Genomic DNA, 20868 nt, shown 5'->3' with positions numbered 1-20868 from the left:
CATGTCCGGGGACAGTGCCGCTTCGGCTCCCGGCCGGTCCGGGGCCCGACCGGAGCGGCCTGTCGGCCGTAAGACACCGGGTTCACGCTTCGCACGCCTCCTCGAAGGCGGACTGCTGCAAGGCGGGGTGCAGGGCAGCCCCGTCCTACGGCTGCTGCTGCGCTGGGTGCGCCGGCCGCTGCTGCCCGTCATGCGGCTGTGGCGGCGCAACATCCAGCTCAAGGTCGTCGTCACGACACTGCTGATGTCGCTGGGCGTCGTCCTCCTGCTGGGCTTCGTCGTCATCGGGCAGGTCCGCAACGGCCTGCTGGACGCCAAGGTGAAGGCCTCCCAGAGCCAGGCCACCGGCGGATTCGCCGTCGCCAAGCAGAAAGCCGACGAAGCCTCCAGCGCGGTCGCGGACGACGGGACCCCGCCGGGCAGCCGCGCCTCGCGGAACGTCAGCGAATGGATGAGCGAGCTCGTGCTGTCGCTGTCCAGCGGCGGCCAGGGCGCGTTCGACGTGGTCACCCTGCCCTCCGGCGACGACAGCGGCGGCTACGGACCGCGGGCCTCCGGCTTCGTCGACCCCAACAAGAGCGTCCCGGAGAACCTGCGCGAACGCGTCAACACCAGCACCGGCGCGGTCCAGAGCTACTCCCGCATCATCTACCTCAGCGACAAGGAGTCCCAGCCCGCCCTGGTCATCGGCAAGCAGGTCAACGACCCCAACGAGGACCCGTACGAGCTGTACTACCTCTTCCCGCTCACCCAGGAGGAGAAGTCGCTGAGCCTGGTCAAGGGCACGCTGGCGACCGCCGGACTCTTCGTCGTCGTCCTCCTCGGGGCCATCGCCTGGCTCGTGGTGCGCCAAGTCGTCACACCCGTGCGGATGGCCGCCGGGATCGCCGAACGGCTCTCCGCGGGGCGGCTGCAGGAACGGATGAAGGTCACCGGCGAGGACGACATCGCCCGCCTGGGCGAGGCCTTCAACAAGATGGCCCAGAACCTCCAGCTGAAGATCCAGCAGCTGGAGGACCTGTCGCGGATGCAGCGCCGCTTCGTGTCCGACGTCTCGCACGAGCTGCGGACGCCGCTGACGACCGTCCGGATGGCCGCCGACGTCATCCACGACGCCCGCGTCGACTTCGACCCCGTCACCGCGCGGTCCGCGGAACTCCTCGCCGACCAGCTCGACCGGTTCGAGACGCTCCTCGCCGACCTCCTGGAGATCAGCCGCTTCGACGCCGGCGCCGCCGCCCTGGAAGCCGAGCCGATCGACCTCAGGGAGGTCGTGCGGCGCGTCGTCAGCGGGGCCGCGCCGCTCGCCGAACGCAAGGGCACGACCGTACGCGTCATCGGCGACCAGCAGCCCGTCGTCGCCGAGGCCGACGCCCGGCGCGTGGAGCGGGTGCTGCGCAACCTGGTCGTCAACGCCGTGGAACACGGCGAGGGCAAGGACGTCATCGTCAAACTGGCCGCCGCGGGCGGCGCCGTCGCCATCGCCGTACGCGACTACGGCGTCGGACTCAAACCCGGCGAGGCCACCCGCGTCTTCAGCCGCTTCTGGCGTGCCGATCCGGCACGCGCGCGTACCACCGGCGGCACCGGCCTGGGACTGTCCATCGCCCTGGAGGACGCCCGACTGCACGGCGGCTGGCTGCAGGCCTGGGGCGAGCCCGGCGGCGGCTCCCAGTTCCGGTTGACACTGCCCAGGACCGCCGACGAGCCGCTGCGGGGCTCGCCGATACCGCTCGAACCCAAGGACTCCCGCCGCAACCGCGGCGAACGCGACGACGCCGGCCAGCCACGCGGCGGAGGCGAGAAGAGCGCCACGGTGCCGGTGCAGCCCGCCAGTGAGCAGCTGTCGGCCGCCCGCGCCCCGCTCACGCCCCGCATGACCACCGTGGCGCCCACGGCCGACCCGACGGCCCTGCCCGGCAACGGCGCACGCGTCGTGCCCCGGACCGCCCCGGGCACGGGAAACGGACGGCGACCCGACGAACCGTCCACCACACGGGCAGCGACGGAGACGGCACGCGCCGAGGACCCGCAGCCGCCCGAAACGACGGACCAGGGCGACACCGCACCGAGGGGGACTCCGGACCGGCGGGGAGCCGCGACGGAGAGCTCGGACGAGCAAGGGGAGGCATTCCGTGGGCGCTGAACGGCGCAAGGGGGGAGCCCGGCGCACGCCGGGGCGCACGGTGGCGTACGCCGCCTGTGGCGCCGTACTGCTGGCGGGGTGCGCCTCGATGCCCGACAGCGGCGACCTGCGCGGCGTCGAATCCACACCGCGCCAGGACACCCAGGTGCGCGTGTTCGCGATGCCGCCCCGGGACGACGCACAGCCCCAGGAGATCGTCCAGGGCTTCCTCGAGGCGCTCACCAGCGACGACCCGAGCTACTCGACGGCACGGCAGTACCTGACCAACAAAGCCGCCCAGAAATGGCAGCCCGAACGGTCCACGACGGTCCTCGCCGACGGACCGACAACCGTGGCCGGACCCACCGGAAGCCGGGACGACGGCGACGACTTCTCATACGTCCTGACCGGCACGAGGGTCGCCGTCGTCGACGCCCAGCAGTCGTACGCGCCCGCCTCGGGCAACTACGGCCAGACGGTCCACCTCACCCGCGACAAGAAGACCGGACAGTGGCGCATCGACGCCCTCCCCGCGGGCGTCGTCATGGGCAAGTCCGACTTCCAGCGCAACTACGTGTCCGTCAACAAGTACTACTTCGCGTCCAACACCACCGCCGACGGCTCCGGACAGCCCATGGCCGTCGCCGACCCCGTCTACGTACGGGAACGCGTCGACCCCATGACGCAGATGGTGCGCAGTGTGCTCACCGGACCCACCAGCTGGCTGCGCCACGTCGTCAGATCGAGCTTCCCCACGGGCACCGCACTGCCCAAGGGCACCTCGCTCGCCCCCGACGACCAGAACAAGCTCACCGTGCCGCTGAACGACAAGGCGGCCCACATCGGACGCGGCAAGTGCGACGAGATGGCCGCCCAGCTGCTGTTCTCCCTGCAGAGCCTCGCCCCCACCATCGAAGAGATCGCACTGCGCGCGGGCGGCACACAACTGTGCAGCCTCGCCGCGGACCGGGCCGCAGCCGTCGCCGCACGCGGCTCGGAGACCAACCCCGGCTACCTGTACTTCATCGACGGCCAGCACCGCCTCGTCCGCATGACGAGCGGCAGCGGCAACACCAGGGCCGAGCCCGTCCCCGGAGCGCTCGGCGACGGCGCCAAGGCACTGCGCTCCGTCGCCGTGGCCCGCGACGAACACAGCGCGGCCGGAGTCGCCCTCGACGGCAAGACGCTCTACGTCACCTCCACCGTGTCGGGCAGCTCCATCGGCGACCCCGTACTGCAGAGCAAGGGCAAGACGGAGACCGACCGGCTCACCACGCCCAGCTGGGACGCCCAGGGCGACCTGTGGGTGGCCGACCGCGACCCCGAACGCCCTCGGCTGCTCCTGCTGGCGAAGGGCGGCGGCCAGCCGCTGGAGGTCCTCACCCCGGGGCTGGACGGCCGGATCAACGCCGTACGAGTGGCCGCCGACGGGGTGCGGATCGCACTCGTCGTGGACAACGGCGGCAAGCAGTCCCTGCTCATCGGGCGGATCGAGCGCGGCGCGGGCAGCGGCGAGCAGCCGTCCGTGTCGGTCCAGGAACTGCGCTCGGCGACACCGGAGTTGGAACAGGTCAGGGCCATGGCATGGGCCGGGGACAGTCGGCTCGTGGTGGTCGGACGCGAGGCCGGCGGCGTCGAGCAGGTCCAGTACGTGCAGTGCGACGGCTCGATCCCCGAGGCGGGCACACTTCCCGGCCTCACCGAGGTCACCAGCATCGCCGCCTCCGAGGACAGCGACACCCCGCTGTTCGCCACCTCCAAGGACGGACTGCTGTGGCTGCCCGGCGGGAGTGGGTGGCGGACACTGAAGGAAACCGCTTCCGCGGTGTTTTACCCGGGATGATTTTTTTCCTGCGGGGATGATGCGGGGCAGACCGTGGGATCGCCTTCGGTCTGCCTTCCCAGGAGTTTTCCACAGCCTCTCGGCAGCCTCTCGGCATCCTCGCGTCCAGGGTTTTCCACAGGGGTGGTGAGCCGCTTCGCACGTTGGCACAGTGGTCGACGTGGAAAGCGTTCGCAGGTGGTGGCAGGAACTCGCCGGCCTGGTGCTGCCCGCCGACTGCGGGGGCTGCGGAAGCGCACGTACCGTGCTCTGCCCGCAATGCCGTGCGGCGCTGAGCGGGGCCGCGCCGTTCCGAGTACGGCCGGCCCCGGAACCGCCGGGGCTGCCCGCCGTGCACGCGGCGGCCCGGTACGCGGACGAAGTCCGGGCCGCGCTGCTGGCCCACAAGGAACGCGGCGCGCTGGCGCTGACGCGACCGTTGGGTGCGGCGTTGGCGGGGGCTGTGCGGGCGGGGGTGAGGGAGGCGGGGGAGGGGGTGGGGGTGGGGGAGGGCCCCCAGCCCCCCGGAAGCCTGCTGCTCGTCCCCGTCCCCTCCGCCCGTGCCGCCGTGCGTGCCCGTGGGCATGACCCGGCGCGTCGGATCGCGCTTGCGGCGGCCGGGGAGTTGCGGCGGGCCGGGATGCCGGCACGGGTGGCCGCGGTGTTGCGGCAGCGGCGGCCCGTGGCCGACCAGTCGGGGCTCGATTCCCGGCAGCGGCTGGCCAACCTGGTGGGTGCGTTGGCGGTGGTGCCCGGGGGTGCGCGGGTGCTGGGCGGTGGTCCGGTGGTGCTGGTCGACGACCTGGTGACGACGGGTGCTTCGCTGGCGGAGGCGGCGCGTGCCGTACGGGCGTCGGTGTCGACGGCGCTGTCGCCGATGCCGTCGATGTCGGCGGATCGGGAGGGGCGGACGCGGACGGAGGACAGGCAGGGGCAGATGGAGGGCGGGATGGGTGGTGAAGGGGCGGCGGCGGTGTACGTGGGTGTCACCAGGGAAGGCAGACAGGTGAAGTCGTCCGGAGTGAGGGAGACAGGCGTGGGAGGTGTCGCTGACGTGCTGTGCGCGGCCGTGGTCGCGGCCTCGCCGGGCTCTTTCGAAATAAACCGGAACTGAGTGAGAACTTGCGTCGTTGCAGGTAATGAGAGGGTCAATTCACCTGAACGGAGGTACGCCGCAGTAGAGGGTGACGACATCCGTCCGGGCGAGATATGTTCGGTTGTGAGGGAAAGCCGCAGGCCACACCTCTCATATCCGAATGCCGTGCTGCGGTTTGCGTAATCGCCCGCAGCGCCTGGGGTGTAGATCTCGCCCATGGGGGAGGAGGAGGTGGAAGTCACCAAGTCCGCGGTTCCGGTGCTCACCGGAGCCTGGTGCAAAAGGGAGATGCTCCGCCGGCGAAGCGGAGTGATCCGGGAACGGAGTTCTGCGTGGACATCGTCGTCAAGGGCCGCAAGACCGAGGTGCCCGAGCGGTTCCGCAAGCACGTGGCCGAGAAGCTGAACCTGGAGAAGATCCAGAAGCTCGACGGCAAGGTGATCAGCCTCGACGTCGAGGTCTCCAAGGAGCCCAACCCCCGACAGGCCGACCGCTGTGACCGAGTGGAGATCACGCTCCGCTCCCGCGGTCCGGTGATCCGGGCGGAGGCATCGGCCAACGACCCGTATGCGGCACTCGACCTGGCGGCGGAGAAGCTCGACGCCCAGCTGCGCAAGCAGCACGACAAGCGTTACACGCGCCGCGGCGCCCGCAGGCTCTCCGCGGCTGAGGTTCCCGACCACGTCCCGGGTGTGGCGACGCTCAACGGCAACGGCCACCCCGTCCAGGCCGGCGAGGCGGAGAGTGTGCCGACGAAGAAGATCGGCTCGCTGGAGGTGCAGGGCGACGGCCCCCTCGTGGTTCGCGAGAAGACGCACGTGGCCGCTCCGATGACTCTCGACCAGGCCCTCTACGAGATGGAACTGGTCGGACACGACTTCTACCTGTTCGTCGACTCCGAGACGAAGCAGCCGAGCGTCGTCTACCGGCGTCACGCCTATGACTACGGCGTGATCTACCTCGACACCGACCCGATGGTGGCGCAGGCGCACTCACCCGAGGCGGGCGGCGCGCTGGGCGGCTGACGCTGCCCGGTGACAGTGAGCGGTGACAGCTGAGCGGTGTGCCCCTGGAGCGCGGTGTGCGCCCCCAGGGGCATCCGTGTGCGACCCCTTCGGGCATCGCTCTGTCACCGCGTTGTCGTCCGGGCATGGAATCATGGCAGGGCGGCTCAACCGGTGGGTCGTTGCCTTGGGTTGGCGATGGCTCAGGACCACGGCCACAGCCTTCAGGGGGAGGAACGATGGCGGACAGCTTCGGACCGATGCGGGACGAGGGCGCCGACGACGGCGTCGTCGGCATGGGCCCGGACGAGGGCACTCCACGCAAGGAGCCGATCAGAGTCCTTGTCGTGGACGACCACGCCCTGTTCCGTCGCGGACTGGAGATCGTGCTCGCGGCCGAGGAGGACATCCAGGTCGTCGGTGAGGCGGGGGACGGCGCGGAGGCCGTGGACAAGGCGGCCGACCTGCTGCCGGACATCGTGCTGATGGACGTACGGATGCCCAAGCGCGGCGGTATCGAGGCATGCACCTCCATCAAGGAGGTGGCCCCCAGCGCGAAGATCATCATGTTGACGATCAGCGACGAGGAGGCCGACCTCTACGAGGCGATCAAGGCGGGCGCGACCGGGTATCTCCTCAAGGAGATCTCCACGGACGAGGTCGCCACCGCGATCCGCGCGGTCGCCGACGGGCAGTCGCAGATCAGCCCCTCCATGGCGTCGAAGCTGCTCACCGAGTTCAAGTCGATGATCCAGCGGACCGACGAGCGCCGCCTGGTGCCCGCGCCGCGGCTGACGGACCGTGAGCTGGAGGTGCTCAAGCTGGTGGCCACGGGGATGAACAACCGTGACATCGCCAAGGAGTTGTTCATCTCCGAGAACACCGTGAAGAACCATGTGCGCAACATCCTGGAGAAGCTGCAGCTGCACTCCAGGATGGAAGCGGTGGTATACGCGATGCGGGAGAAGATCCTCGAGATCCGCTGACTCGGGTCGAGCCGGTCAGCGGGTCAGCGGGTCAGCGGGTCGGGCAGGCCGGTCAGGCGAGTGCGCGGGTGAGTTCTCTGGTGAGCGGCTCGCGCAGGTCGGGGGCGTCCACGCGTTCCACGCGTACGTCCGTGCAGTCCACCCAGGTCGCGGCCTCCAGCAGGGCCTGGGCGACCGCCGGGACCGCCTTCGGGCCGTCGAGGGTGACCTGCCGGGCGACCAGGGTGCGGCCTTCCCGGGCCGGGTCCACGCGGCCGACGAGTCGGCCGCCGGCCAGGACCGGCATCGCGAAGTAGCCGTGCACCCGCTTCGGCTTGGGGACGTAGGCCTCCAGGCGGTGGGTGAAGCCGAAGATCCGCTCGGTGCGTGCCCGTTCCCAGATCAGGGAGTCGAACGGGGACAGGAGCGTGGTGCGGTGGCGGCCGCGCGGGGGCGTGTCCAGGGCCGTCGGGTCGGCCCAGGCGGGCTTGCCCCAGCCTTCGACGGCGACGGGGACGAGGCCCGAGTCGGCGATCACCGCGTCGACCTGCTCGCCCTTGAGGCGGTGGTAGTCGGCGATGTCCGCGCGCGTGCCCACGCCGAGGGACTCGCCGGCCAGGCGGACGAGGCGGCGCAGGCACTCGGCGTCGTCCAGCTCGTCGTGCAACAGGTCGGCGGGTACGGCGCGTTCGGCGAGGTCGTACACGCGTTTCCAGCCGCGGCGGTCGACACAGACCACCTCGCCGTACATCAGCGCGCGTTCCACGGCGACCTTGGTGCCGGACCAGTCCCACCACTCGCTGGTCTTCTTCGCGCCGCCGAGCTCGGTGGCGGTGAGGGGGCCTTCGGTGCGGAGCTGCTTGATGACCTGGTCGTACGTGCCGTCGGGGAGGGTGTGGTTCCAGTGCGGGCGGCTGCGGTAGGCGCGGCGGCGGAAGGCGAAGTGGGGCCATTCCTCGATGGGGAGGATGCAGGCGGCGTGGGACCAGTACTCGAAGGCGTGGGTGTCCTTCCAGTACGCGTCCTCGACCGTCTTGCGGCCTACGGCTCCGAGGCGGGCGTAGGGGATCAGTTCGTGGGAGCGGGCGAGGACGGAGATGGTGTCGAGTTGGACCGCGCCCAGGTGGCGGAGGACGCCGCGGACGCCGGCCTTGCGGTCGGGCGTGCCGAGGAAGCCTTGTGCGCGTAGGGCGATGCGGCGGGCTTCGTCTGCGGAGAGCTCGGTGGCGGGGTGCGGGGTCGTCATGGCTCGCACGATAGGGGGTGGGTCTGACAGTGGAGGGTGAGCTGGGGTTTCGGGCTCGCAGGGCTTCGTTCTCGAGCGTCGGGCGGGGTGCTTCAGGGGCCGGGCGGGCGGGGAGGGGCGGGCACGTAGGGCGCCGTCGACGGCAGTCCGAGGTCCGACGGGAGGAGGGAGGCGAGCCAGCAGTCTCGTCGTACGCCCTTGTTGTTGATGGAGGAGCGCAGGGTGCCTTCCAGGGTGAAGCCGGCGTTTTCGGCGACCGCGCGGGAGGCGGTGTTGCCGACTTCGGCCCGCCATTCGACGCGGTCGATGGAGAGGTTGGTGAAGGCCCAGCGGGCGGCGGCGAGGGTGGCCTCGGTGGTGTAGCCGCGGCCCCGGTGTTCCTTGGTGGCCCAGAAGCCGACCTCGGCCGTGCCGAGGGAGCGCAGGGTGAGGCTGAGGAGGCCGGTGAGGGCGCCGTCGGGGAGGAAGACGCCGAAGGTGAACATCGAGCCGGTCGTCCAGCCCTCGGGGGCGAGCGTTTCGGTGAAGTTCTGGGCGTGTTCGGGGAGGTAGGGGGAGGGGATCGTGGTCCAGCGCTGGATGTCGGGGTCCTGGGCGGCGGTGTAGACGGCGGCGGTGTCCTGGGGGCCGAGAGGGCGAAGGACCAGGCGGGTGGTGGTGAGGGTGACGGGGGCGGGCTCCATCGGCCGATTCTGCGTGTGCGTGCGCGGCGTGCGCCATTGTTTTGCGGTGCGTGAGCGCGTGATCACAATTCGCGCAATTCGTGTGGCGGACGCGGCACCATCGGCGGGGCCCGGCCGTTGTCCTGTGTGAAGAAGTTTTTGGAGCAGGTGCGCAGCAGTGTGCGGTCCTCGTACGGCAGGCCTCCCGGCGTGGTGGGGTCCTCGCATACGATGGCCGTTGCTCAGCAAGTCACAAGGAAACCGACCGTCCCAGGCCCGACCGGCAAGGAGACCAACCCCCGTGTCCGTCCTCTCGAAGATCATGCGTGCAGGCGAAGGCAAGATCCTGCGCAAGCTGCACCGCATCGCGGACCAGGTCAACTCCATCGAAGAGGACTTCGTCGACCTCTCCGACGCCGAGCTGCGGGCCCTCACCGATGAGTACAAGCAGCGGTACGCCGATGGTGAGAGCCTGGACGACCTGTTGCCGGAGGCGTTCGCCACCGTGCGTGAGGCCGCCAAGCGTGTCCTCGGTCAGCGTCATTACGACGTGCAGATCATGGGTGGCGCCGCCCTGCACCTCGGTTATGTGGCCGAGATGAAGACCGGTGAGGGCAAGACGCTCGTCGGCACGCTGCCCGCGTATCTGAACGCGCTGTCCGGCAAGGGCGTCCACCTGATCACGGTGAACGACTACCTGGCCGAGCGCGACTCCGAGATGATGGGCCGCGTCCACAAGTTCCTGGGGCTGAACGTCGGCTGCATCCTGGCCAACATGACGCCGGCCCAGCGTCGCGAGCAGTACGCGTGCGACATCACGTACGGCACGAACAACGAGTTCGGCTTCGACTATCTGCGCGACAACATGGCGTGGGCGCAGGACGAGCTGGTGCAGCGCGGCCACAACTTCGCCATCGTCGACGAGGTCGACTCCATCCTCGTCGACGAGGCCCGTACGCCGCTGATCATCTCCGGTCCGGCCGACCAGGCCACGAAGTGGTACGGCGACTTCGCGAAGCTGGTGACGCGCCTGAAGAAGGGCGAGGCCGGCAACCCGCTCAAGGGCATCGAGGAGACCGGCGACTACGAGGTCGACGAGAAGAAGCGCACGGTAGCCATTCACGAGGCCGGTGTCAGCAAGGTCGAGGACTGGCTGGGCATCGACAATCTGTACGAGTCGGTGAACACCCCTCTGGTGGGCTACCTGAACAACGCCATCAAGGCGAAGGAGCTCTTCAAGAAGGACAAGGACTACGTCGTCATGGACGGCGAAGTCATGATCGTCGATGAGCACACCGGTCGTATCCTCGCCGGTCGCCGGTACAACGAGGGCATGCACCAGGCGATCGAGGCGAAGGAAGGGGTGGACATCAAGGACGAGAACCAGACGCTCGCGACGATCACCCTGCAGAACTTCTTCCGCCTCTACAAGCGTCACGACCACGACAGCAAGGAACAGCCCGGCCTCTGCGGCATGACCGGTACGGCGATGACCGAGGCCGCCGAGTTCCACCAGATCTACAAGCTCGGCGTGGTTCCGATCCCGACGAACCGGCCGATGGTCCGCAAGGACCAGTCGGACCTGATCTACCGCACCGAGGTCGCGAAGTTCGAGGCGGTCGTCGACGACATCGCCGAGAAGCACGAGAAGGGTCAGCCGATCCTCGTCGGCACGACGTCGGTCGAGAAGTCGGAGTACCTGTCGCAGCAGCTCTCCAAGCGGGGCATCCAGCACGAGGTGCTGAACGCCAAGCACCACGAGCGTGAGGCGTCGATCGTCGCCCAGGCCGGCCGCAGGGGCGCTGTGACGGTCGCCACCAACATGGCCGGTCGTGGTACGGACATCAAGCTCGGCGGCAACCCCGACGACCTCGCCGAGGCGGAGCTGCGTCAGCAGGGTCTGGACCCCGAGGAGCACATCGAGGAGTGGGCGCAGGCCCTGCCCGCCGCCCTGGAGAAGGCCGAGCAGGCGGTCAAGGCCGAGTTCGAGGAGGTCAAGGACCTCGGCGGCCTCTACGTCCTCGGTACCGAGCGGCACGAGTCGCGGCGTATCGACAACCAGCTGCGCGGTCGTTCGGGCCGTCAGGGCGACCCGGGCGAGTCCCGGTTCTACCTGTCGCTGGGCGACGACCTGATGCGGCTGTTCAAGGCGCAGATGGTCGAGCGTGTGATGTCGATGGCGAACGTGCCGGACGACGTGCCGATCGAGAACAAGATGGTCACGCGCGCGATCGCGTCGGCGCAGTCGCAGGTGGAGCAGCAGAACTTCGAGACGCGTAAGAACGTCCTGAAGTACGACGAGGTCCTCAACCGTCAGCGTGAGGTCATCTACGGTGAGCGGCGTCGTGTTCTGGAGGGTGAGGACCTGCAGGAGCAGATCCACCACTTCATGGACGACACGATCGACGCGTACGTCGGTGCGGAGACCGCCGAGGGCTTCCCGGAGGACTGGGACCTGGACCGGCTGTGGGGCGCCTTCAAGCAGCTCTACCCGGTGAAGGTCACCGTCGAGGAGCTGGAGGAGGCGGCCGGTGACCGGGCCGGTCTGACCGCCGAGTTCCTCTCGGAGTCCATCAAGGACGACATCCGTGAGCAGTACGAGTCGCGGGAGTCGCAGCTCGGCTCGGAGATCATGCGTGAGCTGGAGCGCCGGGTCGTGCTGTCGGTCCTGGACCGCAAGTGGCGCGAGCACCTCTATGAGATGGACTACCTCCAGGAGGGCATCGGTCTGCGCGCGATGGCGCAGAAGGACCCGCTGGTCGAGTACCAGCGTGAGGGCTTCGACATGTTCTCCGCGATGATGGACGGCATCAAGGAGGAGTCCGTCGGCTACCTGTTCAACCTGGAGGTCCAGGTCGAGCAGCAGGTCGAGGAGGTTCCGGTGGAGGACGCCGAGCCGGTCGACATGGAGAAGCAGGACGTGGTGCCGGCGCAGGCGGGTTCGCGTCCGGAGATCCGGGCGAAGGGTCTGGACGCTCCGCAGCGTCGTCAGCTGCACTTCTCGGCTCCGACGGTGGACGGCGAGGGCGGCACGATCGAGGGTGACTTCGAGAGCGACGACGACGAGCCCGTCCGCTCCGAGGCCGACGGCCTCACGCGCGCGGAGCGGCGCAAGCAGGCGAAGGCCGGGCGGCGCCGTAAGAAGTAGGGCTCGGGGATAGGCAGTTCGTAGCGGCTTCGGGGCCGGGTCACCTGTGGGTGGCCCGGCCCTTTGGCGTGGGGGAAGCGGACTTCCGCGGTCTTGGGCCACTGGCCTGCTGCGCCTGCTGCGCCTGCTGCGCCTGCTGCGCCTTCGGGGCCTTCTTAGCCTGCTGGGTGTTCTCGGCTTGTGGGCCTTCCGCGGTCCTGGGCGGCTCTTGTGGGCGGGGAGGAGGGGTGCGGAGGGTTTGTGGGGTCAGTCCGCTCAAGCCCTCGTGTTGAGCGGCTCTGGGGGCGTTCAGTCGTCCTGTGGGTGGGGCCTGCGGGGGCCGTCGAGTTCTACCGCGGTGCAGCGCCAGCGGTGGTCCGTGCCGCGTTCCAGGCGGAAGGCCATCGCGCGCAGGCGGTCTCCGGCGCCGATGCGGGCGAAGGCCTCGATGGCATCGGGGCGGGGGACGTAGTAGCCGATGTCGCGGACGACGGGGCGGGTGCCGTGGGCGGTGCGCAGGGGGCCGCTTTCGGCGAGGTGCGCCAGGTCGTCGTAGGCGCGGCCGAGGGTGTGGCGGAGCATGAAGTGGACGGGGCGCCGGCCGGTCAGGACGGCGAGGAGGCGGTCGGCGAAGAGGTCGGTGGGGCGGGGCTGGGAGGCGGGTCGGCGCGGGGTCTGGACGGGGACGGTGGGGGAGTGGGCTGTGAGGGGCTGGGCGGTCGTGGGGCGGGTGTCGGCGGGGCGGGTGCGGGTGGGGGAGCCGGTGCCGGTGCCGGTGCCAGGGGTTCCGGGTGGGCGGCTGCCGCTGCCCGGGGTGCGGGGTGGGGCGCCTGCGGGACGGCGGGTGTCGCGGCGGCCGGGAGGGCGGGTTCCGGGGTGTGCCTGCATCCTCGTCATGACCTTGTTCATGGGTGTCCCCGTTCGGTGGGCCCAGTGACTACCGGGCGGTAACTTGCCGTTGTGGATCTTGTACGGGGTCGCGGTCCGTGGCGGCAAGGAAGCGGGACGCCGAGGGTGAGGGGTCGGAAGGTTCACCTATCAGGGGTGGTCGAGGGTGCGGAAAGCCCGAAGCCGTGGGGGCGGGCGGGGTGAATTTCGGGGGTGGGGTTGACGCCCGCGGGGGTGTGGGCAGGGGCACGAAAGGGGACGCCCGCACGTATCCTGAAGGCGCTCGGGAAGGCGCGGAACCACCCTCCCGGGGGGGCCGAGTCCGAGCCCTGCGACCCACGAATCGACCACGAAGAGAGCGGCCAGCCATGCGCGTCTACGTCCCCCTGACCCTCCCCGGCCTCGCCGAGGCGCACAAGACGGGTGAGCTGGGGGCCGAGCCGCTCGTCGCGTACGCCGTCACGCCCGCGTTGCGCGAGTGGTACCTCTCCGACGACATCGAGGAGCTGGAGTACGCGGCACTCAGCAGGGCGGCGCTCGCCTCGCTGCGCCTGCTCGCGGCGGACCCGGGCGCCCCGCGGCGGCGGGTCGTCGTCGCCGTCGACGTGCCCGACCGCGCGGCCGCCGTGGACCCCGACCGGGGGCTCGATCCGGCGGCGCTGGGCGAGGTGCGGGTGACCGGCGCGGTGTCGCTGTCGAAGGCGGCGGCGGTGCACGTCGACGCCGGTGAGGCGGAGACGGAGGTGGCCGCCGCGGCACAGGCGCTCGCGGCGGCGGACGGCGGGGACGACGACGCGCAGTTCGTCGTGGACGGAGCCGAGGACCACGAGCTGCTGTGGTTCGCCCCGCAGGAGATCCCGAACCTGGTCGGGTCGGGGGACTGAACCCGCCGTCGCCGGTCGGCTTCGGTCGGTCACTTGATTGTCAGTGGCGGCGGGTACGTTTTCCGGTATGGGGATGCAGCAGGAAGCGGCGCACATCGTCTGGGACTGGAACGGGACGCTGCTCAACGACAATGACGCGATCATCGGGGCGACGAACGCGGCGTTCGCGGAGCTGGGGCTGGAGCCGCTCACGTTGGAGCGCTACCGGGCGCTGTACTGCGTGCCGGTGCCGAAGTTCTACGAGCGGCTGATGGGAAGACTGCCCACCGACGCCGAGTGGGAGGTCATGGACGAGGTCTTCCACCGGTACTACGCCGAGCATCGGGTGCGGTGCGGGCTCACCGAGGGCGCGGTGGAGCTGCTGGCGGGGTGGCGGTCGGCGGGGCACAGTCAGTCCCTGCTGAGCATGTACGTGCACGAGGAACTCGTGCCGCTGGTCCGGGGGTTCGGGATCGAGGCGCACTTCGTACGGGTCGACGGGCGGACGGGGCCGTCCGGGGGCAGCAAGGCCGAGCACATGGTGCGGCACCTGAAGGCGCTGGGCGGGGTGGAGGCGGCGCGCACGGTGGTGATCGGGGACGCCGCGGACGACGCGGTGGCCGCGTTGCATGTGGGGGCGCGGGCGGTGCTGTACACCGGCGGTTCGCACAGCCGGGCCAGTCTGGAGGGGGTGGGGGTGCCGGTGGTGGACACGCTGGGGGAGGCGGTGGAGGTCGCGGGGGAGTTGGCTGCGGCGGCGTGAGGCCTGGGTGCGGCGTCCTGAGGGCGCCGCACCGGGGAGCGCCGGCAGGGTTGGGTCAGGTCACCGGCGCCTTTGCGCGTAGCACCGTCAGGAATTCGCGCATCCAGGCCGAGTGGTCCGGCCAGGCGCGGGCGGAGACCAGGGCGCCGTCGACCACTGCCTCGGCGTCCTGGAAGACGGCGCCGGCGGACTGCATGTCGATCTCCAGGGCCGGGTACGCCGTGACGCGGCGGCCGCGGAGGGCGTCGGCGGCCGCGGTGACCAGGGGGCCGTGGCAGATCTGGGCGACGGGTTTGTCGGCGTCGAAGAACGACTTGAGGATCTTGCGGAGTTCGGGGTCGTTGCGGAGGTACTCGGGGGCACGGCCGCCGGGGATGACGACGGCGGCGTACTGCCCGGGGTCGACCTCGGAGAAGGCGAGGTCGGCGGGCCAGGTGTAGCCGGGCTTCTCGGTGTAGGTGTCGAAGCCGGGTTCGAAGTCGTGGACGACGAACTGGAGCTTCTTTCGGGTGGGGGCGGCGATGTGGACCTCGTAGCCTTCCTCGAGCAGGCGCTGGTAGGGGTACAGGACTTCCAGGGATTCCGCTGCGTCGCCGGTGACGATGAGGATCTTCGCGGTCATGGTGGCGGCTCCTCTCGGGCGGGCAATGTCATGGGCAAGGTGCCTCTTGGGGGTGGGCTTGCCAAGAGGGGCCGCTTTCAGCGTCCCGCGGGGTGGGGCTGGCGTCGACTTTTTCTCGCCCCCGGCGGGGACCGCGTCCCCTGCGCCCCTCGGGGTTTCGGTGGCCCGCGTCGGCGGCGTCGGCGTAGGCGGGTCGCTTCTGCGCGTGGCGTTCCCTCGAAGCCGTCTCTTTCATGGTGTTCCGTGTCCTGGTCCTGTGCAGAACGTCAAACTTCTGGTCGTTGTTTTGTACACATACGGCTCATGACGGGGGCCCCGTGAGGAGCGATAGCCTTGGTGGCGTGATCAGCGCGATAGCTCGCGGGGGTGTGGTTGCTCCTGCCCTGCGCCCGGTGTGTGCGGACCATCTCCGCGGCCGGGCGGTGGACGCTGGTCGGCGCGGGCGGGACGGGGCCGCATGGGACCCCTGGACGCCGTACACACCCGGGGAGCAGGCGCCGCAGAGAGCAGCGTCACATGCCGGGGACGTGTCGAACATGGCCGATATCCCCCCGCTCATCTCGCCTTGCGGCATAGCGTCGGAGCAGCCCGGAGACCCCGGGTCGTGGCGTCGAGCCGCAGGGGAAGAGACCGTACTTCCTTCTACGTCACGCAACGGCGCGCGACAGGAGCCAGAGGACAATGCAGACCAAGCTGGACGAAGCCAAGGCCGAGCTGCTCGACAGGGCGGCGCGGGTCGCTGAGAACAGCCCGGTCGGGGGGCACCTACCGACTGGGACGACGGGTGAGGGCACTCCGGGGACCCCGGACCACGCAGTCCTCCTCGCGTTCCTCCAGCGGTACTACCTGCACACCGCCCCGGAGGACCTGACCGACCGTGACCCGGTCGACGTCTTCGGAGCCGCACTCTCGCACTACCGGCTGGCCGAGAGCCGGCCGCAGGGGACGGCCAACGTGAGGGTCCACACCCCCACCGTCGAGGAGAACGGGTGGACCTGCAGTCACTCCGTCGTGGAGGTCGTCACCGACGACATGCCGTTCTTGGTCGATTCCGTCACCAATGAGCTGAGCCGGCAGGGGCGGGGGATCCACCTCGTCATCCATCCGCAGATCGCGGTGCGGCGGGATGTGACCGGCAGGCTCATCGAGGTGCTCGGCGCGCCGCCCGCCGCCGGGGACCTTCCGCACGACGCGCACGTCGAGTCCTGGATCCACGTCGAGATCGACCGGGAGACCGACCGCGCCGACCTGAAGCAGATCACCGCCGACCTGCTGCGGGTCCTGTCCGACGTCCGGGAGGCCGTCGAGGACTGGGAGAAGATGCGGGACACCGCGCTGCGGGTCGCCGACGAACTCCCCGAGGAGCCGGTCCCCGGCGATCTGGCGCGGCCCGACGTCGACGAGGCCCGTGAGCTGCTGCGCTGGCTGGCCGCCGACCACTTCACCTTCCTCGGCTACCGGGAGTACCAGCTGCGCGCGGACGACGCCCTCGCCGCCGTGCCGGGCACCGGCCTGGGCATCCTGCGCTCCGACCCGCACCACTCCGGCGACGAGAGCCACCCCGTCAGCCCCTCCTTCGAGCGGCTGTCCGCCGACGCCCGCGCCAAGGCCCGCGAGCACAAGCTGCTGGTGCTGACCAAGGCGAACAGCCGGGCCACCGTGCACCGGCCCTCCTACCTCGACTACGTCGGTGTGAAGAGGTTCGACGCCGACGGGAACGTCGTCGGTGAGCGGCGGTTCCTCGGGCTGTTCTCCTCCGCCGCCTACACCGAGTCCGTGGCGCGGGTGCCGGTCGTGCGGCGCAAGGTCGAGGCCGTGCTGAAGGGCGCCGGGTTCTCGCCGAACAGCCACGACGGGCGCGACCTGGTCCAGATCATGGAGACCTACCCGCGCGACGAGCTGTTCCAGACGCCGGTGGACGAGCTGCGGTCCATCGTGACCAGCGTGCTGTATCTGCAGGAGCGGCGACGGCTGCGGCTCTACCTGCGGCAGGACGAGTACGGGCGCTACTACTCCGCGCTGGTGTACCTGCCCCGCGACCGCTACACCACCGGCGTGCGGCTGCGGATCATCGACATCCTCAAGGAGGAGCTGGGCGGGACGAGCGTCGACTTCACCGCCTGGAACACCGAGTCGATCCTGTCCCGGCTGCACTTCGTCGTCCGGGTCCCGCAGGGCACCGAGCTGTCCGAGCTGTCCGACGCCGACAAGGACCGCATCGAGGCGCGGCTGGTGGAGGCGGCGCGGTCCTGGACCGACGCGTTCGGCGAGGCGATGAACGCCGAGTGCGGGGAGGAGCGGGCCGCGGAGCTGCTGCGGCGCTACAACAACGCCTTCCCCGAGGGCTACAAGGCCGACCACACCCCGCGGGCCGCGGTCGCCGACCTGGTCCATCTGGAGCGGCTCACCGAGGAGCGGAACTTCTCGCTCAGCCTGTACGAGCCGGTGGGCGCCGGGCCGGACGAGCGCCGCTTCAAGATCTACCGCAAGGGTGACGCGATCTCCCTGTCGGCGGTGCTGCCGGTGCTGAACCGGCTCGGCGTCGAGGTGATCGACGAGCGGCCCTACGAGCTGCGCTGCACGGACCGCAGCAACGCCTGGATCTACGACTTCGGGCTGCGCATCCCCAAGTCGCTGGCCGGTCCCGGCGGCGACTTCCTCGGGGACGACGGGCGCGAGCGGTTCCAGGAGGCGTTCTCGGCGACCTGGACCGGCAAGGCGGAGAACGACGGGTTCAACGCGCTGGTGCTGGGCGCCGGGCTGAACTGGCGGCAGGCCATGGTGCTGCGCGCGTACGCCAAGTACCTGCGTCAGGCCGGGTCCACGTTCAGCCAGGACTACATGGAGGACACCCTCCGGACCAATGTCCACACCACCCGGCTGCTGGTGTCGTTGTTCGAGGCGCGGATGTCGCCCGACCGGCAGCGCGCCGGGCTCGAGATCGTCGACGCCCTGCTGGAGGAGCTCGACGCCGCGCTCGACCAGGTGGCCTCGCTCGACGAGGACCGCATCCTGCGGTCCTTCCTCACCGTCATCAAGGCGACGCTGCGCACGAACTTCTTCCAGGAGCGCGCGGGCGGCCTTCCGCACGACTACGTGTCGATGAAGTTCGACCCGCAGGCCATCCCGGACCTGCCCGCGCCGCGGCCCGCGTTCGAGATCTGGGTGTACTCGCCGCAGGTGGAGGGCGTACACCTGCGGTTCGGGAAGGTCGCGCGCGGCGGCTTGCGCTGGTCGGACCGGCGGGAGGACTTCCGGACCGAGGTCCTCGGCCTGGTCAAGGCGCAGATGGTGAAGAACACCGTCATCGTGCCGGTCGGCGCCAAGGGCGGCTTCGTCGCCAAGCAGCTGCCCGACCCGGGCGTCGACCGTGACGCGTGGCTCGCGGAGGGCATCGCCAGCTACAAGACGTTCATCTCGGCGCTGCTCGACATCACCGACAACATGGTCGCCGGGGAGGTCGTGCCGCCGGCCGACGTCGTCCGGCACGACGAGGACGACACCTATCTGGTGGTCGCCGCCGACAAGGGCACGGCGACGTTCTCCGACATCGCCAACGAGGTCGCCGAGTCGTACAACTTCTGGCTCGGGGACGCCTTCGCCTCCGGCGGCTCGGCCGGCTACGACCACAAGGGCATGGGCATCACCGCCCGCGGCGCCTGGGAGTCCGTGAAGCGGAACTTCCGGGAGCTGGGCGTGAACACGCAGGCCGAGGACTTCACGGTCGTCGGCATCGGCGACATGTCCGGCGACGTGTTCGGCAACGGCATGCTGCTGTCCGAGCACATCCGCCTGGTCGCCGCGTTCGACCACCGGCACATCTTCATCGACCCCAAGCCGGACGCGGCGACCTCCTACGCCGAGCGCCGCCGCCTGTTCGAGCTGCCCCGCTCCAGCTGGGCCGACTACGACACCGGCCTGCTGTCGGCCGGCGGCGGCGTCTTCCCGCGGACGGCGAAGGCGATCCCGGTGAACGGGCACATCAGGGAGGCCCTCGGCATCGAGGCGGGCGTCACCAAGCTGACCCCGGCCGACCTGATGAAGGCGATCCTGCGGGCGCCGGTGGACCTGCTGTGGAACGGCGGCATCGGCACGTACGTGAAGTCCTCCACGGAGTCGAACGCGGACGTCGGCGACAAGGCCAACGACCCGATCCGGGTGGACGGCGCCGACCTGCGGGTCAAGGTCGTCGGCGAGGGCGGCAACCTGGGGCTGACCCAGCTCGGCCGGATCGAGTTCGCACTGCACGGCGGCAAGATCAACACGGATGCCATCGACAACAGCGCGGGCGTGGACACCTCCGACCACGAGGTGAACATCAAGATCCTGCTCAACGGCCTGGTCGCCGAGGGCGACATGACCGTCAAGCAGCGCAACAAGCTGCTCGCGGAGATGACCGACGAGGTCGGCGCTCTCGTCCTGCGCAACAACTACGCGCAGAACACGGCGATCGCCAACGCCCTCGCACAGTCCAAGGACATGCTCCACGCCCAGCAGCGCTTCATGCGCCACCTGGTCAGGGAGAAGCACCTGGACCGGGCCCTGGAGTTCCTGCCCACCGACCGGCAGATCCGCGAGCGCCTCGGCGCCGGGCAGGGCCTGACCAGCCCGGAGACGGCCGTCCTGCTGGCGTACACGAAGATCACGGTGTCGGACGAGCTGCTGCGCACCTCGCTGCCCGACGACGACTACCTGCGCACGCTGCTGCACGCGTACTTCCCGACGGCGCTGCGCGAGCGGTTCCCCGAGGGCATCGACAGCCACCCGCTGCGCCGCGAGATCACCACGACGGTCCTGGTCAACGACACCGTCAACACGGGCGGTACGACGTATCTGCACCGGCTGCGCGAGGAGACCGGGGCGTCGCTGGAGGAGATCGTGCGGGCCCAGACCGCGGCCCGGGCGATCTTCCGGTCGGCGCCGGTGTGGGACGCGGTGGAGGCTCTCGACAACCAGGTCGAGGCGGCCGTGCAGACCCGGATCCGGCTGCACTCGCGGCGGCTCGTCGAGCGCGGCACGCGCTGGCTGCTGAACAACCGGCCGCAGCCGCTCCAGCTCGCCGAGACGGTCGACTTCTTCGCCGAGCGCGTCGAGCAGGTGTGGGCACAGCTGACGAAGCTGCTGCGCGGCGCGGACCTGGAGTGGTGGCAGAAGATCTACGACGAGCTGACCGACGCGGGCGTCCCGGACGAGCTGGCGACCCGGGTGGCCGGGTTCTCCTCGGCGTTCCCGGCGCTGGACATCGTCTCGGTGGCCGACCGCATGGGCAAGGACCCGCTGGACGTCGCCGAGGTCTCCTACGACCTCGCCGACCGGCTGCGCATCACCCAGCTGATGGACCGCATCGTCGAGCTGCCGCGCGCGGACCGCTGGCAGTCCATGGCCCGCGCCTCCATCCGCGAGGACCTGTACGCGGCCCACGCGGCGCTGACCGCGGACGTCCTGGCCGTCGGCAACGGCACGTCGACGCCCGAGCAGCGGTTCAAGGCGTGGGAGGAGAAGAACGCGGCGATCCTGGGCCGGGCGCGCATCACACTGGAGGAGATCCAGAGCTCGGAGACGTTCGACCTGGCCAACCTGTCGGTGGCCATGCGGACGATGCGCACGCTGCTGAGGACGCACTCGTAGGCCGGTAGGCACGGTCTCAGGCACGACAGAAGGGCGCTCCCGAACCATCGGGGGCGC

General features: G+C 70.2%; 13 protein-coding genes. 9 read left to right on the top strand and 4 right to left on the bottom strand.

Features of this window, described 5'->3' with window-relative positions:
- Position 1 precedes the first annotated feature (1 nt).
- From mtrB to ACIBAF_RS22775, 5 genes are all read left to right on the top strand, one after another.
- Positions 2 to 2146, top strand: a complete 2145-nt coding sequence (gene mtrB, locus ACIBAF_RS22795; RefSeq protein ID WP_399465198.1) for an MtrAB system histidine kinase MtrB — start codon at positions 2 to 4, stop codon at positions 2144 to 2146.
- On the top strand, positions 2136 to 3968 hold the full coding sequence (locus tag ACIBAF_RS22790) for an LpqB family beta-propeller domain-containing protein (RefSeq protein ID WP_399465196.1): 1833 nt from the start codon (positions 2136 to 2138) through the stop codon (positions 3966 to 3968). The genes mtrB and ACIBAF_RS22790 overlap by 11 nt, the downstream gene beginning before the upstream one ends.
- A 160-nt stretch (positions 3969 to 4128) precedes the next feature.
- Positions 4129 to 5061, top strand: a complete 933-nt coding sequence (locus tag ACIBAF_RS22785) for a ComF family protein (protein WP_399465194.1) — start codon at positions 4129 to 4131, stop codon at positions 5059 to 5061.
- 314 nt (positions 5062 to 5375) lie between these two features.
- Positions 5376 to 6068, top strand: a complete 693-nt coding sequence (hpf, locus tag ACIBAF_RS22780) for a ribosome hibernation-promoting factor, HPF/YfiA family (protein ID WP_399465192.1) — start codon at positions 5376 to 5378, stop codon at positions 6066 to 6068.
- 218 nt (positions 6069 to 6286) lie between these two features.
- The gene (locus ACIBAF_RS22775) at positions 6287 to 7033 is read left to right on the top strand and encodes a response regulator transcription factor (RefSeq protein ID WP_079661884.1); all 747 of its coding nucleotides are present in this window, start codon (positions 6287 to 6289) and stop codon (positions 7031 to 7033) included.
- 52 nt (positions 7034 to 7085) lie between these two features.
- On the opposite strand, the gene ACIBAF_RS22770 is transcribed toward ACIBAF_RS22775, so the two are convergent.
- Both ACIBAF_RS22770 and ACIBAF_RS22765 read right to left on the bottom strand, forming a co-directional pair.
- Positions 7086 to 8258 carry a winged helix-turn-helix domain-containing protein gene (locus tag ACIBAF_RS22770; protein ID WP_399465189.1) on the bottom strand — a complete coding sequence of 391 codons (1173 nt, stop codon included), beginning with the start codon at positions 8256 to 8258 and terminating at the stop codon, positions 7086 to 7088.
- A gap of 92 nt (positions 8259 to 8350) precedes the next feature.
- A complete protein-coding gene (locus tag ACIBAF_RS22765) occupies positions 8351 to 8941 on the bottom strand; it encodes a GNAT family N-acetyltransferase (protein ID WP_399465187.1) in 591 nt (196 codons plus the stop codon).
- 280 nt (positions 8942 to 9221) lie between these two features.
- Here ACIBAF_RS22765 and secA point away from each other — a divergent pair, with 280 nt between their 5' ends.
- Complete coding sequence (gene secA / locus ACIBAF_RS22760) at positions 9222 to 12068, top strand: preprotein translocase subunit SecA (RefSeq protein WP_399465185.1); 2847 nt, start codon at positions 9222 to 9224, stop codon at positions 12066 to 12068.
- A gap of 288 nt (positions 12069 to 12356) precedes the next feature.
- Here secA and ACIBAF_RS22755 read toward each other — a convergent pair whose 3' ends face one another.
- Positions 12357 to 12956: an Rv3235 family protein gene (locus ACIBAF_RS22755; protein WP_399465183.1), complete on the bottom strand. Its 600-nt coding sequence runs from the start codon at positions 12954 to 12956 to the stop codon at positions 12357 to 12359.
- A gap of 347 nt (positions 12957 to 13303) precedes the next feature.
- On the opposite strand from ACIBAF_RS22755, the gene ACIBAF_RS22750 reads away from it, so the two are divergent.
- The gene (locus ACIBAF_RS22750) at positions 13304 to 13819 is read left to right on the top strand and encodes a DUF6912 family protein (protein ID WP_399465181.1); all 516 of its coding nucleotides are present in this window, start codon (positions 13304 to 13306) and stop codon (positions 13817 to 13819) included.
- Positions 13820 to 13886: 67 nt separating this feature from the next.
- Positions 13887 to 14561 carry an HAD family hydrolase gene (locus tag ACIBAF_RS22745; RefSeq protein ID WP_399465179.1) on the top strand — a complete coding sequence of 225 codons (675 nt, stop codon included), beginning with the start codon at positions 13887 to 13889 and terminating at the stop codon, positions 14559 to 14561.
- Positions 14562 to 14616: 55 nt separating this feature from the next.
- On the opposite strand, the gene ACIBAF_RS22740 is transcribed toward ACIBAF_RS22745, so the two are convergent.
- Complete coding sequence (locus tag ACIBAF_RS22740; protein ID WP_399465178.1) at positions 14617 to 15183, bottom strand: DJ-1/PfpI family protein; 567 nt, start codon at positions 15181 to 15183, stop codon at positions 14617 to 14619.
- 681 nt (positions 15184 to 15864) lie between these two features.
- Here ACIBAF_RS22740 and ACIBAF_RS22735 point away from each other — a divergent pair.
- A complete protein-coding gene (locus tag ACIBAF_RS22735; RefSeq protein WP_399465176.1) occupies positions 15865 to 20811 on the top strand; it encodes an NAD-glutamate dehydrogenase in 4947 nt (1648 codons plus the stop codon).
- Positions 20812 to 20868 lie beyond the last annotated feature (57 nt).

The sequence above is a fragment of the Streptomyces sp. NPDC051677 genome (genome assembly GCF_044453465.1).
In the GTDB taxonomy this organism is placed as follows: domain Bacteria; phylum Actinomycetota; class Actinomycetes; order Streptomycetales; family Streptomycetaceae; genus Streptomyces.
The sequence above is the reverse complement of the archived record's forward strand: the minus strand, read 5'-3'. Positions and strand labels throughout refer to the sequence as shown.